Here is a 17,168-nt window from a genome sequence, read left to right on the forward strand (position 1 = left end):
CGACTTTCTTAAGAAAAATATAAAGAAGAATTTCAGCTTATTTAGAAAAAAAGTGCAGAAGATTGTTTAAAAAATAGCGATACTTTTTAACCTTAAATAGACACATTCTAAACAAAGTATTTATAAGAAAAACAAGGCCCTTCAATCCTACTTCTAGAGCCTTTTCTACGTTTTATTTCCAGTCGCCGGCTCGGTTTCAATCTGTCACAATTTGTGAGTGCAAATACATTTGATAGCGATACTTTTTACTCTTTTTTGTTCTTTAAGACGGAAAGATAAAAGTTAAATTTTTAATAAATTTATCGAAAGCAATAAAAAAACCGAGCTTACGCTCAGTTTTTTTCGTTCTGATGTGCAGCATCACGCTGATTAATAATCGAATTAATGGCCGCCACCTGTCGCCTTTGGTTAAATAAAATAATTAACCAGATGACGACATAAGTGGTGACAAAGTAGACCCATACAACCGGGTTATCCACACTTAAATAAAAACAACGAACCAAATGCCCCGTTACCCAGACAATGGCACCGGTTCCGAGGAAATGCAAAATAAAAACTGTTAAAAAACTCGGCCCCTCCCACTCGAAAATCATGCTCCAAAGACCAATAGCGGCGGACATGGTCAAAACAGCGATAATGTTTTCACGGGGCATATAGGCTTCGCTGCTTGAAGTTAGGGCTAAAATAATCACATAAGACGATGATCCGAAGGCAATCCCCTTCAAAACATGTTGGATGATATTACGCATGATTCTCTCCTATAAACCGAGTGCTTGCTTCAACGCCTTCACATAACGGCGGCTGACCATCGTCTGCTGGTTACCAGCTAGTTTCGCCAACATGGAACCAGAAAACGAGTTTTCCAGCGCTTTTAAATGGTTAATGTTCACAGCGGCGTGCTTAGATACTTGAACAAAATCCGGATTGGCTATCTTCTTTAAAAACGTAGCCAAGGTCTGTGAAGTCATTACGGCCGTCCCCTGTTGCAAGTAGATAATCAGTTCCTTATCAAGTACATCCAGGTAAACAATGTCTGCCACTTTAACAACCACTAAGCCGTCACTGGTCTTAATCGTCAAGCGATCAGTAACTGTTTTTGACCATGATGATAGTTGGTGCAAGAGTTGTTGCACCCGGGCACCATCTTCTTTTGAGCGAATGACGACCTCAATCTGCCCGTTATCAAGCGTTAATTTCTTTTCGAAGGATTCAACCACGTCATTTTCCTTATTGGTTTGTCACCTTAGCAGACTTCCGTGCCTGGCGGCGGACAATTAGTAAGAAGATTAGGATGAGTACCGCTACCATTTTCCAAGTATCTTCTAGGGACATTAAACTAGTTAGTTTTATTCTAACCCCCATTTTTTGTTCAAAGTCGAGTAATTGGCTCGTTCCTTTTCCAAAAGCATCCGCAAGGGACCCATCCATCATAACCTGTCGATAAAGTGAGGCAATGTAGGTTCCAGGAGTCAACTTCATGACTGTTTGTGCTGAATCAGGTAACGTTCCCAAAGGAATGTAAGTCCCTACCAAAAAACCAGAAGCCGTTCCGACCAGTGTAGAAATTTTAGACAATGAGTCAACGGATTTAACAAAGCGCAACAGTAACTGATTGACCAAAGTCGCTAAAATTGACGACACGGCCATCACACAAAACGTGGTGGGCAAGACTTTCCAATCCATTGATAGACCATCGGTCCATGCGAAGTAGGCGACCATTATCCAAAAAAGAACAAACTGCATGATAAAAGCCACAATCGCAGCTGACAAAACGTAGGCATAAGCCATCCCTTTTTTGTTCACATCAGTCAGGGAAAGGTCCCAATCAACGTGGCTTTCTTTGTCTTTAATCATTTGCGAGAGTGAAGTGAGACTCGTCGAAATACCGGCAATAGTTAACGTACCAGCAATCAACCATGTATCCAATAACTGGTTTGTATTTGGCACGTTCGACCAGCCCGCTTTGATATTACTTTTCAAAAAGACAATGTAGAGAACAAAGGAAATCAACGCACCCATGAGCGAAAAGAACACTCCGGATCGGTTCCGAAAATACAACGTTAGGTTTCGTTTTACAATGGCAGACATTAGCGCATCTCCTTTCCAGTTAATGCAACAAAAGCATCATCCATGGTTCCAAGTCGGTATTCAAAGTCGCGAATAATTGCCGAAACTTTTGACAACAGTTCAATGGTGGCCTGGCTACCGAGCCCAAGAATTACCAGGTGTTCGTTCCCTTCCGCTTGGTAAGCATATCCAGCGGAATCAAGCGTTCCAATCAAATGTTCTCGCTGTTCAGGAGCTACGCTGATAAGCAGACGACTTTTGGCGTGTTCCTTTTTAATCTGTTCGGCAGAACCTTTGGCAATCAGTTGCCCGTGATCCACGATATAGACTTTATCTGCGTGATCAGCTTCATCAAGATAATGTGTGGTTAGCACAATGGTTAACCCCTCTTGTTCTTGCAGCTGATGCAGCAAGTGCCAGATGGCCATGCGTGTTTCAATATCTAAGGCCGTTGTTGGTTCGTCGAGGAAGAGAATGTCTGGTTGATTCAATAGGGCACGTGCAATATCAACCCGCCTCTTTTGACCTCCAGACAACGTCCCATAACGTTGGTTCGCAAAGCCACTCAAACCTAAATTAGTGATTAAAAGGGCAATTCGTGCCTTATTAACACCCTTATAGAGATTTGCTCTCGATTCAAGGTTTTCTCTTACAGTTAATTCATTGTCCAAAACACTATTCTGAAAGACAACGCCGATTTTAGTTCCCTGTTCATACTGAACGGTTCCACTCGTCGGCTTCGTTAGACCAATCAGCATCTTCATGGTGGTCGACTTTCCAGCACCATTGGGTCCTAAAAGAGCCGTTAGCGAACCCTTTTGTACTGAAAGAGAAAGCTGATTAACCGCCACCTTATCACCATATTTTTGACTAATGCCCTTTGCTTCAAGTAACATATATTTCTCCTTTACCACTTTTAAGTATACGGATAGGAGAAAGTTGCTGGCAGAAAAGTCGCTAAGCGGTTCTTTTCGATAGTTAAGCGGTCAAAAAGACAAAAGAAAAACCCCTGACCAAGTGGTCAGAGGTTTCAGGCATCCAAGAAATTAGTCAACTAACTCCAAGATAACCATTTGTGCAGCGTCTCCACGACGTTGAACAGTCTTCATGATACGCGTGTATCCACCATTGCGTTCTGCAAAGCGTGGTGCGATATCTTCAAACAACTTTTGCAAAGCAGTTTGGATGCGGATGTTGTCGCCGTCTTCCTTGACGTCAGCAACTTCGTTACGAACGTAGGCAGCTGCCTTACGACGTGCAGACAAGTCACCCTTCTTACCAAGCGTGATCATTTGATCAGCCGTCTTGCGGATTTCCTTAGCGCGGGCTTCAGTGGTCTGAATCCGGCCGTTAATCAACAAGTCAGTAGTCAAATCACGCATCATTGCCTTACGTTGTGATGAAGTACGGCCTAACTTACGGTATGACATCGGTTAATCCTCCTTTTTTCTAAACTTTTGATGAATTAATCTTCTTGACGGAAGCCCAAGCCCATCTCAGTCAACTTTTCTTGAATTTCGTCTAATGACTTACGGCCCAAGTTGCGAACCTTCATCATGTCGGCTTCGGAACGGTCAGTCAACTCTTCAATCGTGTTGATACCGGCCCGCTTCAAGCAGTTGTAAGAGCGAACTGACAAGTCCAAGTCTTCGATAGGAGCGGCATCAGCGGCTGCGTTAACAGGCGTTTCTGCTTCAACCATCACCTTGGTTTCTTGTGCGACTGGGGAAATATCCGTGAACAAGTTCAGGTGTTCTGTTAGAATCTTTGAACCAAGACTCAAAGCGTCAGATGGCTTAATCGAACCGTTCGTCCAAACTTCCATCGTCAACTTATCAAAGTCATCACGAGCACCAACACGCTTTTGTTCCACGTGGTAGTTTACTCGCTCAATTGGCGTGTAAATTGAATCAACCGTTAAAACACCGATTGGCATTTCATCACGTAATTGCTTGTTTTCTTCAGCTGAAGCATAACCACGTCCCTTAACAACCGTTACGGTCATGTGTAATGACTTTCCGGCTGCCAAAGTAGCGATATGCAAATCAGGGTTTAACACTTCGACGTCTGCTGAACCAACCAAGTCGGCAGCAGTGACATCTCTTGGTCCCGTCACATCGAGTTCCAAGCTGTGTTCTTCAGCTGAATCCGTAGCAAAAACAACTTTCTTCAAGTTCAAGATTAGCTGTGTGACGTCTTCTACAACACCGTCAACGGTGGAGAATTCGTGCACAACACCGTCAATTTGAACAGTGTTGATTGCTACGCCAGGAAGCGATGACAGCAAGACGCGACGAAGGGAGTTACCCAAAGTCGTTCCATAGCCACGCTCAAGAGGTTCTACGATAAACTTACCGTAGTTGGCATCCTCTTCGATGTTATGAATATCTGGCTTTTCAAATTCAATCATCTGTTAACTCTAACCCCCCTCTTTTCAAAGCAAAGCGCAATGAAAATCAATTAAACACGACGACGCTTTGGTGGGCGTGATCCGTTATGGGGAACTGGGGTAACATCCTTGATTGACGTTACTTCAAGACCAGCTGCGGCCAATGCACGAATGGCTGATTCACGACCGGAACCAGGGCCCTTAACCGTAACAGCAACGGTACGCATGTTAACGTCCAATGCTGACTTAGCGGCTGCTTCCGCTGCCATTTGAGCAGCGAAAGGCGTAGACTTACGGGATCCCTTGAATCCAAGGGCACCGGCTGATGACCAGGCAACAGCGTTACCTTGTGCATCGGTAATCATGACGATCGTGTTGTTAAAAGTAGCGTGGATGTGTGCCACACCAGATTCAATGTTCTTTTTGACGCGACGCTTACGCGTTGTGCGAACTGCCATAATATGCCTCCTTCTTTTTCTTATAATTTCTCGGATGAGCAATACTCATCAACATTACACAACTATGGTTGTGATAATCATTTCTCACGAAAGTGAGGCTCTTTTAAAAATTGGCTTAAGCCGCTTTTTCATTAAAGAGATGGTAAGAAAGATTACTTCTTCTTACCTGCAATTGCCGTAGCTGGGCCTTTGCGAGTACGGGCGTTGTTCTTCGTGTGTTGTCCACGAACGGGCAATCCCTTACGGTGACGAATACCACGGTACGAAGCGATTTCTTGGAGTCCCTTGATATCAAGTGATACCTTACGACGCAAATCACCTTCCAACTGCAAGTTCAATGAAGCGATTGCTTCACGGATCTTGTCTTCGTCATCAACTGACAAATCACGAACACGGATGTCTTCTGACACACCGGCCGTCTTCAAGATCTTTTGTGCAGTCTGTGCACCGATTCCGTAGATGTATGTTAAGCCGATGACAATACGCTTGTCACGTGGCAAATCAATACCTTCAATACGAGCCATAACAATTTACCTCCTTTTGTTATTTTGAAAGAACCTTAACGTTCATTTTCAAGTGTTATTAAATGGTAAGTTTTACTTACCTGCGCGTTGCTTGTGCTTAGCGTTAGCTGGGCAAATCACCATTGTCCGGCCGTTACGCTTGATTACGCGACAAGATTCACACATCTTTTTTACTGATGGACGTACCTTCATAATCTATTCCTCCTATTCGGTTAACTGATTATCGACCGTTCCTTAACGGAAACGGTAAGTAATACGACCCTTTGTCAAGTCGTAGGGTGACATCTCAACTGTGACGCGGTCACCTGGCAAGATACGGATGTAATTCTTACGAATCTTACCGGAAACATGCGCCAGGATTACCGCCCCATTTTCAAGTTCGACTTGAAACATTGCGTTTGGCATTGTCTCTTTGACTTTGCCTTCAATTTCAATGACATCGTTGGCCACGCAGATTACCTCCTATGTAACCATGCTTCAACATAATTGATAAGTGCTTAACCTATCAAATTATACCAGAATTTTCAATAGTTGACAAGAAAAGCCTTAGTTCAAGCCATTCAAGACGGTTTTAACGGCTGAATAGATTGAATCCAAATCGCCTTCACCATCAATGGTATGGAGAACATGGTGCTTTTCATAATAGTCAACCAATGGCAAATTCGCCTTCTTGTTGACTTCCAAGCGGTGTGCAATCACATCTTTCGTGTCATCGGCACGTCCACGACCCAAAAGTCGTTGAACCAAAACATCATCAGAAACCTTAAAGTATAGCGTCGCAGAAACAGCTTCACCGTGCTCTGATAAGAATTGGTCTAGGAACTTCGCTTGGTCTTCGTTTCGTGGGTAACCATCAAGCATGAAACCATTTTCAACCACATCTTTTTGTGTCAACCGATCGGCGACCATCGCATTTGTGATTTCATCAGGTACCAAGTTACCGGCGTCCATGTAGGCACGGGCTTTTTCACCCAATGCCGTCTTGTCGCGTAAGTTTGCTCGGAAAATGTCACCGGTCGAGATGTGAACCATCGGATAATCGGCAACAATCTTCTCTGCTTGTGTTCCCTTACCTGCACCAGGCAGGCCCAAAAGAATTAAGTTTTTTGTCATAACGAGACTCCTTTATGAACTAGTGGAGAAAGCCCACGTAGTTCTTCTTTTGCAGCAAACCATCGATTTGACGAAGCAAATCAAGGGTAACCCCGATTGTGATTAGGAGGGATGTTCCACCCAATCCAATCTTTTCATTCAATCCCCAAACATCAGAAGCAATCAGTGGCACCAGGGCAACAAAGCCAAGGTAAAGCGCCCCAACAAAGGAGAGACGCAACAAAAGCTTCGTGATAAACTTCTGCGTTTCGACACCAGGTCGAACCGACACGATGTAGGCACCTTGCTTTTGCAAGTTTTCCGAAAGCTTTTCCGGATTAACTTGAACAAAGGCATAGAAGTAAGTAAAGAGGATAATCATGGCTGTATAGAAGACCGCTCCGGTAATCGTCTGCATTGAGAAGATTTCCTTCAAGACCTTAAACCATTGGTCACTCGAGTACTTACTCTGAAAGGCGAAAAGAATTGTTTGTGGTGTTGAAATCAAAGACGAAGCAAAGATAACAGGAATAACACCGGAAACGTTCAACTTCAGTGGCAAATAGGCTTCAGAACCGTAAGATGCAGCTGAACGTGTGTATTGAATCTGTAGCTTACGAGCTGCTTCGTAGAACCAAGTCGTAATGCCAATAATCAAAATAATGGCCAAAACCAATACAGCGACGAAAATCCAACCGTTAACCACTTGAGACTTTGAAGCCTGCAAGACGTTTTCAGTAAAGATTTCCTTGAACGCACTTGGGGTTTGCGAAATAATTCCAGAAAAGATGATCATGGAAACGCCGTTCCCGAGACCCTTTTCCGTAATCATCTCACCAAGCCACATGGCAAAGAAAGTACCCATTGTCATGACCGAACCAATCAACAAGAAAGAGGTCACGTTGTTGGTCTGCTTGACCAAGCCATAGGCGGCTAAGGAGTTGAAACCAGCCGTAATTCCGACTGATTGCAAAAAGGCAAAGATAATGGTCAAATAACGGGTTGCTTGATTCAGCTTCCGTCGACCAACTTCACCTTGCTTACTCCATTCGACAAAACGTGGCACGATATCTAATTGCAGCAACTGCACAACAATTTGCGCCGTCACATAGGGTGACACTCCCATCGCAAAGAGGGAGAAGTTCAGCAGTCCCCCACCCGAGAAGATATTTAAGATGTTTAGCAAACCTGAGTTCGCCACAGACTGCAAGGCAGCAGGGTTCACACCAGGAACGGTAATATGTGTTCCAATTCGATAAACGAAAATCAAAAACACAGTCCAAAGCATCTTTTTGCGAATATCTTTTTGTCGGATGGCATTAAATAACGTGCGGAACATTAAATCACCTCGGTGTTACCACCAGCTTGTTCAATTGCCTTTACGGCTGATGCAGAGAACTTGTTGGCCTTAACCGTCAACTTCTTGTCAAGTTGACCGTTACCCAAAATCTTCACACCATCTTTTTGGTTCTTAACGAGACCAGATTCAATCAACAAAGCTGGTGTCACTTCAGTACCGTTATCGAAGTTGTTCAACTTGTCCAAGTTAACAACAGCGAATTCCTTGCGTGAAATGTTTGTAAATCCACGCTTTGGGATACGACGGTACAAAGGCATCTGTCCACCTTCGAAGCCAAGACGCGTCTTACCACGAGCCTTTTGACCCTTTTGACCACGACCAGCAGTCTTACCATTTCCAGATGATGTACCACGACCAACACGGTTGCGTACAAAGCGTGAGCCTGCAGCAGGTTGTAATTCGTTCAAATCCATGGTTTGGTCCCTCCTTTTCTAGATTATTTTTACTTTACTTCTTCAACAGAGATCAAGTGTGCAATATGGAAGATTGCGCCACGAGTCGCTGCGTTATCTGGCTTCACCACTGAGCTTGACACACGGTTAAGTCCAAGTGACTTAACGATGGCACGTTGCTTAGGCAAGCGATGAGCCGCACTCTTAATCAAAGTGATCTTCAAATCAGCCATGTTATCGCTCCTTATTCAGCCAAGTGTTCCAATGAAACACCACGTAAGTTTGCAACGTCGTTTGCATCCTTCAACTTTGACAAACCATCAAAAGTTGCGCGGACAACGTTAACTGGAGTTGATGAACCAAGTGACTTTGCAGTCACATCAGCGATTCCAGCTAATTCCATAACGGAACGAGTAGAACCACCAGCGGCAACCCCGGCACCTTCTTCAGCTGGCTTGATCAAAATCTTACCACCTGCATGTTCTCCAAGAACATCGTGAGGAATAGTCGTACCAACCATTGGGACAGTGATCAAGTTGCGCTTTGCATCTTCGACGGCCTTACGGATAGCTTCAGGCACTTCTTGCGCCTTACCAGTTCCGAAACCAACGTGTCCTTGCTTGTCACCAACGACAACCAAAGCACCGAAACGCAAACGACGTCCACCCTTAACAACCTTGGTAACACGGTTAATTGCGACAACGTTTTCTTCTAATTCACCTAATTCTTTAGGGTTTACGAATTCAACCATTTGTTTATTCCTCCTTTCCTTAGAACTTCAAGCCGTTTTCACGAGCTGAATCAGCCAAAGCCTTCACACGTCCGTGATAGACATAACCACCACGATCGAAGACAACTTCTTCGATGTTAGCAGCCTTGGCGTTCTTGGCGATTAACTCACCAACCTTAACGGCTTGTTCAACCTTCGTGCCGGTAACATCGGCAGATTGTGATGAGGCACTTGCTAGCGTTACACCCGCTACGTCATCAATCAATTGAGCGTAGATGTTTACATTAGAACGGAAAACGTTCAAACGTGGGCGAGCAGCAGTACCAGAGACCTTTCCGCGGACGCGCTTGTGGCGGCGTGCACGGAGCTTGTTCTTATCTGGTTTTGAAATCATAGCTGTGCTTTCCTTTTCTAGGCAATCGTAATTGCCTGTTCAAAATAATTAATTAATCTGGTGAAAACTGATCGTAAAGCGTTAAGCTTACTTACCAGTCTTACCTTCCTTGCGCTTAACAACTTCGCCTTCGTAACGAATTCCCTTACCCTTATATGGTTCTGGGGGGCGAACGGCGCGAACTTCAGCGGCAAAGTCACCAACGGCTTGCTTTGAGATTCCAGAAATCTTGATTGTCAAAGCATCAGGTACTTCAACCGTCAATCCTTCGCGATCGTCAAAGTCAACTGGGTGTGACATTCCAACTGACAGGTTCAATACTGAACCCTTCTTTGCGGCACGGTAACCAACACCAACCATCTTCAATGTCTTAGTGAAACCTTGGGTAACACCTTCGATCATGTTGATGAAGTTTGCTGTGGTCGTTCCGTGCAAGGCACGGTGCTTCTTGTCTTCGGCTGCACGAGTGAAACGAACTTCCGTTCCATCCATGTGCATCGTGATTTCAGGGTTGATTGTGTATGACAATTCACCCTTAGGTCCCTTAACCGTGACGTGTTGTCCGTCCTGCTTAACTTCAACGCCAGCAGGAATCGTAACTACTTTATTACCAATACGGCTCATGGTAAGTCTCCTTTCTTAGATATATTACCAAACGTAAGCCAGCACTTCGCCACCAACTTGGTTAGCGCGTGCGACTTTATCAGTGACAACACCCATTGATGTTGACACAATCGCGATACCAAGGCCATTCAAAACCTTTGGCATGTCTTCTGCCTTAGCGTACTTACGCAAACCAGGCTTTGACACACGCTTGATACCAGTGATAACACGCTCTTGATCTTCTCCGTACTTCAAGAATACGTTGATAACACCTTGCTTGTTGTCTTCAACGAATTCAAAGTCGCGGATGAAACCTTCTTGCTTCAAGATCTCAGCCATGCTCTTCTTCATTTTTGATGCTGGAATTGAAACGGAAGCGTGACGCGCCAAGTTGGCGTTACGAATACGAGTCAAAAAATCAGCAATTGGATCAGTCATAGACATCTATCGATATCCTCCTTTATATTTTGAACGTAACAACAATTGATACGCTCTTAAGTCAAGCAGACCAAAGTCTACCGGACTTAAGAACGTGTCACTCAAGTGAGTGACCGTCCTTAATTGTCGTCTTACTTAGCAAATGGCATGCCAAGTTGTGCCAACAATTCGTGACCTTCTTCATCGTTTTGGGCAGTCGTTACGATAACGATGTCCAAACCGCGAACCTTGTTCACCTTGTCAAAGTCGATTTCAGGGAAAATCAACTGTTCACGGATACCCAATGTGTAGTTTCCACGACCGTCAAAAGCCTTACCAGAAACACCATGGAAATCACGAACACGTGGCAAGGAGATGTTGATCAACTTGTCCAAGAATTCGTACATGCGTTCGCCACGCAAAGTAACCTTGGTTCCGATTGCCATTCCTTCACGCAAACGGAAACCGGCGATTGACTTCTTAGCACGCGTGATTACTGGTTGTTGACCAGCAATCAGCTTCAATTCTTCAACCGCTTCATCGAGGTTCTTTGAGTTTGACACGGCATCACCAACACCCATGTTCAATACGATCTTTTCGATCTTAGGTGCTTGCATGATTGACGTGAAGTTAAACTTCTTGATTAAAGCAGGTTGAACTTCATTAACATATTTTTCTTTTAATTCATTTGCCATGATAATGATTTCTACCTTTCAAATGGTTAGCTTAATTAGCCCAGCTTGTTGCCAGACTTCTTGGCAAAACGTACCTTCTTGCCGTCTTCAAACTTGAATCCAACCTTCGTTGGTTCGTTCGTTGAAGGGTCAAGTAGTTGCACGTTTGATGCATGGATAGGTGCTTCTGTATCGATAACACCACCCTGTGGATATTCGTTAGAAGGCTTTTGATGCTTCTTAACGAGGTTTACGCCTTCGACAACGACACGGTTCTTTGAAGCAACAGTCTTAGTGATTGTTCCTTCCTTACCCTTGTCCTTACCTGCAATGACGCGAACCTTATCACCTGTTTTTACAAACATGATTGGCTCCTCCTTGTCAGTATTAGAGCACTTCTGGTGCCAATGAAACGATACGCGTATAGTTGTTGTCACGCAATTCACGAGCAACAGGGCCAAAGATACGCGTTCCGACTGGTGACTTGTCATCCTTTACGATAACAGCAGCGTTTTCATCAAAGTTGATGTATGAACCGTCCGTACGACGTACGTCAGAAACAGTTCGCACGATGACAGCCTTAACGACGTCACCCTTCTTCACTGTACCACCAGGGATAGCTTGCTTAACAGTAGCAACAATCATGTCACCGATGCCAGCAACCTTACGGCCAGAACCACCGAGCACTTTAATCGTCAAGATCTCACGTGCGCCAGAGTTATCAGCCACTTTCAAACGACTCTCTTGTTGAATCATGGTTCATCCTCCTTGTTAGCAATTATTACAGACGAATGGTTAACCTAAATTAAAGGATAACGGCCTCTTCAATGACCTTAACCAAACGGAAGTGCTTCGTTGCAGACAAAGGACGAGTTTCCATGATTTGGACGATGTCGCCTTGCTTGGCAACATTCTTTTCATCATGGGCCTTGAACTTCTTCGTATAGCGAACTCGCTTACCATAGACTGGGTGGTTGACGTAAGTGTCAACGGCAACAGTAATTGTCTTTTCCATCTTGTCGGAAACGACACGGCCACGGTAGACCTTACGAGCGTTACGTTCTTCACTCATTATTCAGCTTCTTCCTTTCGTCTTATTTGTTGGCTTCTGCCAACTGTTGTGCACGAATGACAGTCTTCACACGTGCAATGTCCTTACGAACTTTTGAAATACGGGCCGTGTTTTCCAATTGACCAGTAGCCAATTGGAAACGAAGGTTGAACAATTCTTCCTTGAATTCGGCTTCGCGCTTTTGCAAATCCGCAAGTGACAAAGCTTTTAATTCATTTGCTTTCGCCATTATTCAGCCTCCCGAGCAATAATCTTCGTCTTAACAGGCAACTTGTGTGAGGCAAGACGCAATGCTTCCAAGGCAACAGGCTTAGCCACGCCACCAACTTCGAACATTACCTTACCACGCTTAACTGGGGCAACCCATCCTTCAGGTGCACCCTTACCGTTACCCATTCGAACACCAACACCCTTCGATGTATATGACTTGTGTGGGAAAATCTTAATCCAGACCTTACCACCACGCTTCATATAACGGGTCATTGCAATACGGGCAGCTTCAATTTGCCGGTTAGTAATCCAGCTTGAAGTCGTTGCTTGCAAGCCGTAGTCACCGAAGGCAACCGTCTTTCCACCCTTTGCTTCACCACGCATGTGGCCACGGTGTACACGACGGAACTTAACACGCTTTGGTACTAACATGTTTGCTTCCCTCCTTACTTGTTCTTCTTCTTTGGCAACACATCACCGCGGTAGATCCAAGTCTTGATACCCAAGTTTCCGTAAGCAGTAACTGCTTCGTCCCATGAGTAATCGATGTCGGCACGGAGTGTGTGGAGTGGAACAGTTCCTTCAGTATACTGTTCGATACGTGACATATCTGCCCCGTTCAAACGACCTGAAACAACAATCTTGATTCCCTTAGCACCGGCACGGCGGGCACGTTGGATCGCACCACGCATTGCACGACGGAAGGCAACACGACGTTCCAAATCACCAGCAACTTGCATTCCCACCAAGTGAGCAGACAAGTCTGGCTTTTTGATTTCAACAATGTTGATGAACACGCGCTTGTGACGGCCACGTGAGTCAACATCAGTCAACTTAGCTAATTGCGTACGCAACTTTTCAACTTCGGAACCACCCTTACCAATAACCATTCCTGGCTTGGCAGTGTGCAAAGTCAAATCGATACGTGACTTCGTTGAGCGTTCGATTTCGACACGGTCAACTGACGCATCCGTTAAGTGCTCTTCGATGTACTTGCGAATACGCAAGTCTTCAAGAAGTTGGTTAGAAAAGTCTGCCTTGTTAGCAAACCACTTCGCATCCCAGTCACGGATGACACCGACACGGAAGCCAGTTGGGTTAATCTTTTGACCCATTACTTTTCCTCCTTCTCAGCAACCACAATCGTAATGTGGCTTGTGCGCTTGTTAATAGCGGAAGCTGATCCCTTCGCACGTGGACGGAAACGCTTAAGCGTTGGTCCTTCGTTTGCGAATGCTTCCTTAACGATCAAATCTTCACGGTCAAGTGAAAAGTTGTTTTCAGCGTTTGCAACTGCTGAGTTCAATACCTTGTAAATATCTTCAGTTGAAGTATTTGGCAAGAACTTTAGGATTGCAAAGGCTTCGTTGACATTCTTCCGACGAATCGTATCAAGAACTAAGCGCGCCTTACGAGGGGCAACGCGAACGATCTTGGCAGTCGCCCGAGCTGATGTTACTTGTTCAGCCATTTTGCATTTCCTCCTTACTTAGTCTTCTTATCGTCTACTTTGTGTCCGCGGAAAGTACGAGTTGGAACGAATTCACCCAACTTGTGACCAACCATGTCGTCTTGGACATAAACAGGAACGTGCTTCCGACCGTCGTAAACTGCGATCGTGAAGCCGATGAAACTTGGGAAAATCGTTGAACGACGTGACCATGTCTTGATCACTGACTTCTTTTCTTGGTCCGCTTGGGCCTCGATCTTCTTAAGCAAGTGCGGGTCCGCAAATGGTCCCTTTTTTAAACTACGAGCCATTAGTTATCTCCTTTCCCTTACTTACTCTTCTTACGACCACGAATAATGAACTTCGTTGAGTTCTTCTTCTTGTCGCGAGTCTTCTTACCAGCAGTCTTCTTACCCCATGGGGAAAGTGGACTAGGCATACCAACTGGTGCCTTACCTTCACCACCACCGTGTGGGTGATCATTAGGGTTCATTACTGATCCACGAACGTGTGGACGAATACCACGCCAACGGTTACGACCAGCCTTACCCCAGTTGATCAATGAATGTTCGGCGTTACCAACTTCACCGATGGTTGCACGAGAAGTCTCCAAGACCAAACGTACTTCACCTGAAGTCAAACGAACAATGACATACTTACCGTCACGTCCCAAAACCTGTGCAGATGCACCGGCTGAACGAGCCAATTGGCCACCCTTACCAGGCTTCAATTCGATGTTGTGAATCAAAGTACCTTCAGGAATAGCACTCAATGGCAAGGCATTACCGATCTTAATATCGGCATCAGGACCAGATTGAACTTTATCGCCAACCTTCAATCCCTTAGGCGCCAAGATATAGCTCTTGATTCCGTCTTCATAGACGATCAAAGCAATGTTAGCCGTACGGTTTGGATCGTATTCGATAGCCTTAACAGTCGCGAACTTGCCGTCCTTGACACGCTTGAAATCGATAATACGGTAGGCTTGCTTGTGTCCACCAGCCTTGTGGCGAACAGTCATGCGACCTTGTGCGTTACGCGCACCGGTCTTTGACTTCTTTTCCAACAAACTCTTTTCGGGCGTTGACTTCGTGATTTCAGAGAAATCAGAAGAAGTCATGTTACGACGTCCGTTAGAGGTTGGCTTGTACTTCTTGATAGCCAATGTCTTATCCTCCTATTTAAAATTAACCTTCGTTAAAGATTTGAATATCTTTTGAGTCAGCCTTCAAAGTCACAGTAGCCTTCTTCATCTTACGAGTGAATCCAACATAACGACCTTGACGCTTCTTCTTACCGCTTACATTTGCGGTGTTCAAACGAGCAACTTGTACATCGAAGATTGATTCGATAGCTCGCTTGATTTCTGGCTTAGTTGCCCGTACGTCTACTTCAAAGACATAGCGCTTGTTTTCAGTTTGCGCCATTGAAGCTTCGGTAATGATTGGGCGACGGATAATATCGCGTGCATCCATTAGGCGAGACCTCCTTGGATTTCTTCGATCGCTGATTGAACAACCACCAGCTTGTCCGCGTTAACCACGTCCAAGACGTTAACGCCCGCAGCAGTCATCACTTGAACGTTTGCCAAGTTACGAGCAGCACGGATAGCGTTTTCGTTGTTTCCGTCAACGATTACCAAGGCCTTTGAATCAACAGCCAAGTTTGCAAGAACTTGCTTGAAGTCCTTTGTCTTAGCTTCTGAAAAGGCCAAAGCGTCAACTACAACCAACTTGTTGTCAGCAACCTTTTGTGACAAGGCTGACTTCAAGGCCAAGTTATAAGCCTTCTTGTTAATACGGTATGCGTATGAACGAGGAGTTGGTCCGAAGACGATTCCTCCGCCACGCCATTGTGGTGAACGGATTGAACCTTGACGTGCGCGACCAGTACCCTTTTGCTTCCAAGGCTTACGTCCACCACCAGAAACCGCAGAACGGTTCTTGACAGCGTGCGTACCTTGACGCATTGATGCGCGTTGCATCAAGACGGCTTCGGTAATCACAGCGTTGTTCGCTTCAACGGCAAATACTTCTTCGTTCAAATCCAAGTCAGAAGCCTTTGAACCGTCTTGCTTTAATACAGCAACTTTAGTCATGATTGATTGTTCTCCTTTCTATTAGTTTAGTTTTCTTCTGAATCAGCAGCAGGCTTTGAACCGGCCATCTTGATTTCAGGGTGCTTTGCGTTTGTCTTAACCGTTGACTTGATTGTCAACAATGACTTGTTGGCGCCAGGAACGTTTCCCTTCAACAACAAGAGGTTGTTTTCAACGTCAACGTGCACGATGGCAATGTTTTGCATCGTACGCTTGTTGTTACCCATGCGTCCAGGCAAAAGCTTGCCAGGGAAAACACGGTTAATGATGGCACCCATTGAACCTGGGCGACGGTGGTAACGGGAACCGTGGCTCATAGGTCCACGTGATTGTCCAAGTTTCTTGATTGCACCTTGGAAACCGTGTCCCTTAGTAACACCGGTAACATCAACATATTCACCGGCTTGGAAAGTGTCAACAGCAATTGCATCCCCAACGCTGTATTCGCCTTCCGCATCACGGACTTCACGAATGTAGCGCTTAGGGGCTGTGTTGGCTTTTGCAACGTGGCCTTGTTCAGGTTTGTTTGACAAAATCTCGCGCTTGTCTTGGTAACCCAACTGCAAAGCGTTGTAACCATCAGTTGCTTGCGTCTTTACTTGCAAGACAACGTTTGGTGTTGCTTCAACAGCAGTCACGGCGATCAATTCACCAGATTCAGTGAAAACCTGAGTCATACCGACTTTACGGCCTAAGATACCTTTAGTCATGACTAATCTCCTTCATTTCGTCGCTGAACTCATGTTCAGCGGGTGGTACTCATTAATTAGAGCTTGATTTCAATTGCAACACCTGCTGGCAATTCAAGCTTACGCAATGCGTCAACTGTCTTGTCAGTAGGGTTCACAATGTCGACCAAACGCTTGTGCGTCCGCATTTCGAATTGTTCGCGGGCGTCCTTGTACTTGTGTGGTGAGCTAAGCACCGTGTACAAAGAACGTTCAGTTGGCAACGGAATTGGGCCAGCGATTTCTGCGCCAGTCCGCTTTGCCGTTTCAACAATCTTGTCCGCTGATTGGTCCAAGATGCGGTGTTCGTATGCCTTCAAGCGGATACGGATCTTCTTTTGTGCCATTTTCTGCCTCCTCGTTGATTTTGTAAATCAGCTAACTCCGATCAAAAACCGACAACACATGTTGTGTTTGCGCGCCCATGGCAACGCGGCCGCGCGTGTCGCAACCTTAATCATCATCGCTAAACGTTGATACACCAGTCTTTTTAGCGGGTTTGCATCGGCA

The 17,168-nt window shown here is 45.2% G+C and carries 32 protein-coding genes; all 32 read right to left on the minus strand.

Going from position 1 to position 17,168, the window contains the following annotated elements; genetic code table 11:
- Nucleotides 1-332: 332 nt before the first annotated feature.
- The 32 genes from ACSYSL_RS04305 to rpsJ all read right to left on the minus strand — a co-directional run bounded on the left by ACSYSL_RS04305 (nt 333) and on the right by rpsJ (nt 17,005).
- The gene (locus ACSYSL_RS04305; protein ID WP_248657267.1) at nt 333-749 is read right to left on the minus strand and encodes a DUF3021 domain-containing protein; all 417 of its coding nucleotides are present in this window, start codon (nt 747-749) and stop codon (nt 333-335) included.
- Between the two features lie 9 nt (nt 750-758).
- Nucleotides 759-1,217: a LytTR family DNA-binding domain-containing protein gene (locus ACSYSL_RS04310; RefSeq protein WP_248657266.1), complete on the minus strand. Its 459-nt coding sequence runs from the start codon at nt 1,215-1,217 to the stop codon at nt 759-761.
- 10 nt (nt 1,218-1,227) lie between these two features.
- The gene (locus tag ACSYSL_RS04315) at nt 1,228-2,088 is read right to left on the minus strand and encodes an ABC transporter permease (RefSeq protein ID WP_248657265.1); all 861 of its coding nucleotides are present in this window, start codon (nt 2,086-2,088) and stop codon (nt 1,228-1,230) included.
- On the minus strand, nt 2,088-2,963 hold the full coding sequence (locus ACSYSL_RS04320; RefSeq protein WP_491708453.1) for an ABC transporter ATP-binding protein: 876 nt from the start codon (nt 2,961-2,963) through the stop codon (nt 2,088-2,090). The genes ACSYSL_RS04315 and ACSYSL_RS04320 overlap by 1 nt, the downstream gene beginning before the upstream one ends.
- Nucleotides 2,964-3,113: 150 nt before the next feature.
- Nucleotides 3,114-3,497, minus strand: coding sequence for a 50S ribosomal protein L17 (gene rplQ, locus ACSYSL_RS04325; protein ID WP_010691214.1), 384 nt, complete (start codon nt 3,495-3,497; stop codon nt 3,114-3,116).
- Nucleotides 3,498-3,532: 35 nt separating this feature from the next.
- The gene (locus ACSYSL_RS04330; protein ID WP_010691213.1) at nt 3,533-4,477 is read right to left on the minus strand and encodes a DNA-directed RNA polymerase subunit alpha; all 945 of its coding nucleotides are present in this window, start codon (nt 4,475-4,477) and stop codon (nt 3,533-3,535) included.
- Nucleotides 4,478-4,527: 50 nt separating this feature from the next.
- Nucleotides 4,528-4,914, minus strand: a complete 387-nt coding sequence (gene rpsK / locus ACSYSL_RS04335; protein ID WP_010691211.1) for a 30S ribosomal protein S11 — start codon at nt 4,912-4,914, stop codon at nt 4,528-4,530.
- A 152-nt stretch (nt 4,915-5,066) separates the two neighbouring features.
- Nucleotides 5,067-5,438: a 30S ribosomal protein S13 gene (gene rpsM / locus ACSYSL_RS04340; protein ID WP_010691210.1), complete on the minus strand. Its 372-nt coding sequence runs from the start codon at nt 5,436-5,438 to the stop codon at nt 5,067-5,069.
- Nucleotides 5,439-5,510: 72 nt separating this feature from the next.
- Nucleotides 5,511-5,630, minus strand: coding sequence for a 50S ribosomal protein L36 (gene rpmJ / locus ACSYSL_RS04345; protein WP_010691209.1), 120 nt, complete (start codon nt 5,628-5,630; stop codon nt 5,511-5,513).
- A 42-nt stretch (nt 5,631-5,672) separates the two neighbouring features.
- Nucleotides 5,673-5,888, minus strand: a complete 216-nt coding sequence (gene infA / locus ACSYSL_RS04350) for a translation initiation factor IF-1 (protein ID WP_010691205.1) — start codon at nt 5,886-5,888, stop codon at nt 5,673-5,675.
- A gap of 96 nt (nt 5,889-5,984) precedes the next feature.
- Nucleotides 5,985-6,551 (minus strand): adenylate kinase, encoded by a 567-nt coding sequence (locus ACSYSL_RS04355; RefSeq protein WP_010691203.1) that lies wholly within the window; start codon nt 6,549-6,551, stop codon nt 5,985-5,987.
- A gap of 19 nt (nt 6,552-6,570) precedes the next feature.
- The gene (secY, locus tag ACSYSL_RS04360; protein WP_010691202.1) at nt 6,571-7,869 is read right to left on the minus strand and encodes a preprotein translocase subunit SecY; all 1,299 of its coding nucleotides are present in this window, start codon (nt 7,867-7,869) and stop codon (nt 6,571-6,573) included.
- Entirely contained in the window at nt 7,869-8,303 is a 435-nt protein-coding gene (rplO, locus tag ACSYSL_RS04365; protein ID WP_010691201.1) for a 50S ribosomal protein L15, read from the minus strand. Before rplO ends, secY begins: the two co-directional genes overlap by 1 nt.
- A 29-nt stretch (nt 8,304-8,332) precedes the next feature.
- Nucleotides 8,333-8,515 carry a 50S ribosomal protein L30 gene (rpmD, locus tag ACSYSL_RS04370; RefSeq protein ID WP_010691200.1) on the minus strand — a complete coding sequence of 61 codons (183 nt, stop codon included), beginning with the start codon at nt 8,513-8,515 and terminating at the stop codon, nt 8,333-8,335.
- A gap of 11 nt (nt 8,516-8,526) precedes the next feature.
- Entirely contained in the window at nt 8,527-9,033 is a 507-nt protein-coding gene (gene rpsE, locus ACSYSL_RS04375; protein WP_010691199.1) for a 30S ribosomal protein S5, read from the minus strand.
- A gap of 19 nt (nt 9,034-9,052) precedes the next feature.
- On the minus strand, nt 9,053-9,406 hold the full coding sequence (gene rplR, locus ACSYSL_RS04380) for a 50S ribosomal protein L18 (protein ID WP_010691198.1): 354 nt from the start codon (nt 9,404-9,406) through the stop codon (nt 9,053-9,055).
- Nucleotides 9,407-9,493: 87 nt separating this feature from the next.
- A complete protein-coding gene (gene rplF / locus ACSYSL_RS04385) occupies nt 9,494-10,030 on the minus strand; it encodes a 50S ribosomal protein L6 (RefSeq protein ID WP_187753998.1) in 537 nt (178 codons plus the stop codon).
- Nucleotides 10,031-10,054: 24 nt separating this feature from the next.
- A complete protein-coding gene (gene rpsH / locus ACSYSL_RS04390; protein ID WP_010691196.1) occupies nt 10,055-10,453 on the minus strand; it encodes a 30S ribosomal protein S8 in 399 nt (132 codons plus the stop codon).
- 125 nt (nt 10,454-10,578) lie between these two features.
- Nucleotides 10,579-11,121, minus strand: coding sequence for a 50S ribosomal protein L5 (gene rplE, locus ACSYSL_RS04395; protein WP_010691195.1), 543 nt, complete (start codon nt 11,119-11,121; stop codon nt 10,579-10,581).
- 35 nt (nt 11,122-11,156) lie between these two features.
- Complete coding sequence (gene rplX / locus ACSYSL_RS04400) at nt 11,157-11,465, minus strand: 50S ribosomal protein L24 (RefSeq protein ID WP_010691193.1); 309 nt, start codon at nt 11,463-11,465, stop codon at nt 11,157-11,159.
- A gap of 22 nt (nt 11,466-11,487) precedes the next feature.
- Nucleotides 11,488-11,856, minus strand: coding sequence for a 50S ribosomal protein L14 (gene rplN, locus ACSYSL_RS04405; protein WP_010691192.1), 369 nt, complete (start codon nt 11,854-11,856; stop codon nt 11,488-11,490).
- Between the two features lie 49 nt (nt 11,857-11,905).
- A complete protein-coding gene (rpsQ, locus tag ACSYSL_RS04410) occupies nt 11,906-12,172 on the minus strand; it encodes a 30S ribosomal protein S17 (RefSeq protein ID WP_010691191.1) in 267 nt (88 codons plus the stop codon).
- Nucleotides 12,173-12,194: 22 nt separating this feature from the next.
- Complete coding sequence (rpmC, locus tag ACSYSL_RS04415; RefSeq protein WP_010691189.1) at nt 12,195-12,401, minus strand: 50S ribosomal protein L29; 207 nt, start codon at nt 12,399-12,401, stop codon at nt 12,195-12,197.
- Nucleotides 12,401-12,814: a 50S ribosomal protein L16 gene (rplP, locus tag ACSYSL_RS04420; RefSeq protein ID WP_010691188.1), complete on the minus strand. Its 414-nt coding sequence runs from the start codon at nt 12,812-12,814 to the stop codon at nt 12,401-12,403. Before rplP ends, rpmC begins: the two co-directional genes overlap by 1 nt.
- Before the next feature lie 14 nt (nt 12,815-12,828).
- Entirely contained in the window at nt 12,829-13,497 is a 669-nt protein-coding gene (gene rpsC / locus ACSYSL_RS04425) for a 30S ribosomal protein S3 (protein WP_010691187.1), read from the minus strand.
- Complete coding sequence (rplV, locus tag ACSYSL_RS04430; protein ID WP_010691186.1) at nt 13,497-13,853, minus strand: 50S ribosomal protein L22; 357 nt, start codon at nt 13,851-13,853, stop codon at nt 13,497-13,499. Before rplV ends, rpsC begins: the two co-directional genes overlap by 1 nt.
- Nucleotides 13,854-13,867: 14 nt before the next feature.
- Nucleotides 13,868-14,143 (minus strand): 30S ribosomal protein S19, encoded by a 276-nt coding sequence (rpsS, locus tag ACSYSL_RS04435; RefSeq protein WP_010691185.1) that lies wholly within the window; start codon nt 14,141-14,143, stop codon nt 13,868-13,870.
- Between the two features lie 17 nt (nt 14,144-14,160).
- Nucleotides 14,161-14,997 (minus strand): 50S ribosomal protein L2, encoded by an 837-nt coding sequence (rplB, locus tag ACSYSL_RS04440; protein WP_010691184.1) that lies wholly within the window; start codon nt 14,995-14,997, stop codon nt 14,161-14,163.
- A gap of 22 nt (nt 14,998-15,019) precedes the next feature.
- Nucleotides 15,020-15,307, minus strand: a complete 288-nt coding sequence (gene rplW, locus ACSYSL_RS04445) for a 50S ribosomal protein L23 (protein ID WP_010691182.1) — start codon at nt 15,305-15,307, stop codon at nt 15,020-15,022.
- The gene (rplD, locus tag ACSYSL_RS04450) at nt 15,307-15,930 is read right to left on the minus strand and encodes a 50S ribosomal protein L4 (RefSeq protein ID WP_010691180.1); all 624 of its coding nucleotides are present in this window, start codon (nt 15,928-15,930) and stop codon (nt 15,307-15,309) included. Before rplD ends, rplW begins: the two co-directional genes overlap by 1 nt.
- A gap of 26 nt (nt 15,931-15,956) precedes the next feature.
- The gene (rplC, locus tag ACSYSL_RS04455; protein ID WP_010691178.1) at nt 15,957-16,640 is read right to left on the minus strand and encodes a 50S ribosomal protein L3; all 684 of its coding nucleotides are present in this window, start codon (nt 16,638-16,640) and stop codon (nt 15,957-15,959) included.
- A 56-nt stretch (nt 16,641-16,696) separates the two neighbouring features.
- Nucleotides 16,697-17,005: a 30S ribosomal protein S10 gene (gene rpsJ / locus ACSYSL_RS04460; RefSeq protein WP_010691177.1), complete on the minus strand. Its 309-nt coding sequence runs from the start codon at nt 17,003-17,005 to the stop codon at nt 16,697-16,699.
- Nucleotides 17,006-17,168: the final 163 nt, after the last annotated feature.

This window comes from Fructobacillus sp. ESL1129 (assembly GCF_058507945.1).

What these genes read in the sequence shown, in the direction of transcription:
- ACSYSL_RS04305 (WP_248657267.1), bottom strand. Translation starts at nt 749, where the DNA reads ATGCGTAATATCATCCAACATGTTTTGAAGGGGATTGCCTTCGGATCA.
- ACSYSL_RS04315 (WP_248657265.1), bottom strand. Translation starts at nt 2,088, where the DNA reads ATGTCTGCCATTGTAAAACGAAACCTAACGTTGTATTTTCGGAACCGA.
- ACSYSL_RS04320 (WP_491708453.1), bottom strand. Translation starts at nt 2,963, where the DNA reads ATGTTACTTGAAGCAAAGGGCATTAGTCAAAAATATGGTGATAAGGTG.
- rplQ (WP_010691214.1), bottom strand. Translation starts at nt 3,497, where the DNA reads ATGTCATACCGTAAGTTAGGCCGTACTTCATCACAACGTAAGGCAATG.
- ACSYSL_RS04330 (WP_010691213.1), bottom strand. Translation starts at nt 4,477, where the DNA reads ATGATTGAATTTGAAAAGCCAGATATTCATAACATCGAAGAGGATGCC.
- rpsK (WP_010691211.1), bottom strand. Translation starts at nt 4,914, where the DNA reads ATGGCAGTTCGCACAACGCGTAAGCGTCGCGTCAAAAAGAACATTGAA.
- rpsM (WP_010691210.1), bottom strand. Translation starts at nt 5,438, where the DNA reads ATGGCTCGTATTGAAGGTATTGATTTGCCACGTGACAAGCGTATTGTC.
- rpmJ (WP_010691209.1), bottom strand. Translation starts at nt 5,630, where the DNA reads ATGAAGGTACGTCCATCAGTAAAAAAGATGTGTGAATCTTGTCGCGTA.
- ACSYSL_RS04355 (WP_010691203.1), bottom strand. Translation starts at nt 6,551, where the DNA reads ATGACAAAAAACTTAATTCTTTTGGGCCTGCCTGGTGCAGGTAAGGGA.
- secY (WP_010691202.1), bottom strand. Translation starts at nt 7,869, where the DNA reads ATGTTCCGCACGTTATTTAATGCCATCCGACAAAAAGATATTCGCAAA.
- rplO (WP_010691201.1), bottom strand. Translation starts at nt 8,303, where the DNA reads ATGGATTTGAACGAATTACAACCTGCTGCAGGCTCACGCTTTGTACGC.
- rpmD (WP_010691200.1), bottom strand. Translation starts at nt 8,515, where the DNA reads ATGGCTGATTTGAAGATCACTTTGATTAAGAGTGCGGCTCATCGCTTG.
- rpsE (WP_010691199.1), bottom strand. Translation starts at nt 9,033, where the DNA reads ATGGTTGAATTCGTAAACCCTAAAGAATTAGGTGAATTAGAAGAAAAC.
- rplR (WP_010691198.1), bottom strand. Translation starts at nt 9,406, where the DNA reads ATGATTTCAAAACCAGATAAGAACAAGCTCCGTGCACGCCGCCACAAG.
- rplF (WP_187753998.1), bottom strand. Translation starts at nt 10,030, where the DNA reads ATGAGCCGTATTGGTAATAAAGTAGTTACGATTCCTGCTGGCGTTGAA.
- rpsH (WP_010691196.1), bottom strand. Translation starts at nt 10,453, where the DNA reads ATGTCTATGACTGATCCAATTGCTGATTTTTTGACTCGTATTCGTAAC.
- rplE (WP_010691195.1), bottom strand. Translation starts at nt 11,121, where the DNA reads ATGGCAAATGAATTAAAAGAAAAATATGTTAATGAAGTTCAACCTGCT.
- rplX (WP_010691193.1), bottom strand. Translation starts at nt 11,465, where the DNA reads ATGTTTGTAAAAACAGGTGATAAGGTTCGCGTCATTGCAGGTAAGGAC.
- rplN (WP_010691192.1), bottom strand. Translation starts at nt 11,856, where the DNA reads ATGATTCAACAAGAGAGTCGTTTGAAAGTGGCTGATAACTCTGGCGCA.
- rpsQ (WP_010691191.1), bottom strand. Translation starts at nt 12,172, where the DNA reads ATGAGTGAAGAACGTAACGCTCGTAAGGTCTACCGTGGCCGTGTCGTT.
- rpmC (WP_010691189.1), bottom strand. Translation starts at nt 12,401, where the DNA reads ATGGCGAAAGCAAATGAATTAAAAGCTTTGTCACTTGCGGATTTGCAA.
- rplP (WP_010691188.1), bottom strand. Translation starts at nt 12,814, where the DNA reads ATGTTAGTACCAAAGCGTGTTAAGTTCCGTCGTGTACACCGTGGCCAC.
- rpsC (WP_010691187.1), bottom strand. Translation starts at nt 13,497, where the DNA reads ATGGGTCAAAAGATTAACCCAACTGGCTTCCGTGTCGGTGTCATCCGT.
- rplV (WP_010691186.1), bottom strand. Translation starts at nt 13,853, where the DNA reads ATGGCTGAACAAGTAACATCAGCTCGGGCGACTGCCAAGATCGTTCGC.
- rpsS (WP_010691185.1), bottom strand. Translation starts at nt 14,143, where the DNA reads ATGGCTCGTAGTTTAAAAAAGGGACCATTTGCGGACCCGCACTTGCTT.
- rplW (WP_010691182.1), bottom strand. Translation starts at nt 15,307, where the DNA reads ATGGATGCACGCGATATTATCCGTCGCCCAATCATTACCGAAGCTTCA.
- rplD (WP_010691180.1), bottom strand. Translation starts at nt 15,930, where the DNA reads ATGACTAAAGTTGCTGTATTAAAGCAAGACGGTTCAAAGGCTTCTGAC.
- rplC (WP_010691178.1), bottom strand. Translation starts at nt 16,640, where the DNA reads ATGACTAAAGGTATCTTAGGCCGTAAAGTCGGTATGACTCAGGTTTTC.
- rpsJ (WP_010691177.1), bottom strand. Translation starts at nt 17,005, where the DNA reads ATGGCACAAAAGAAGATCCGTATCCGCTTGAAGGCATACGAACACCGC.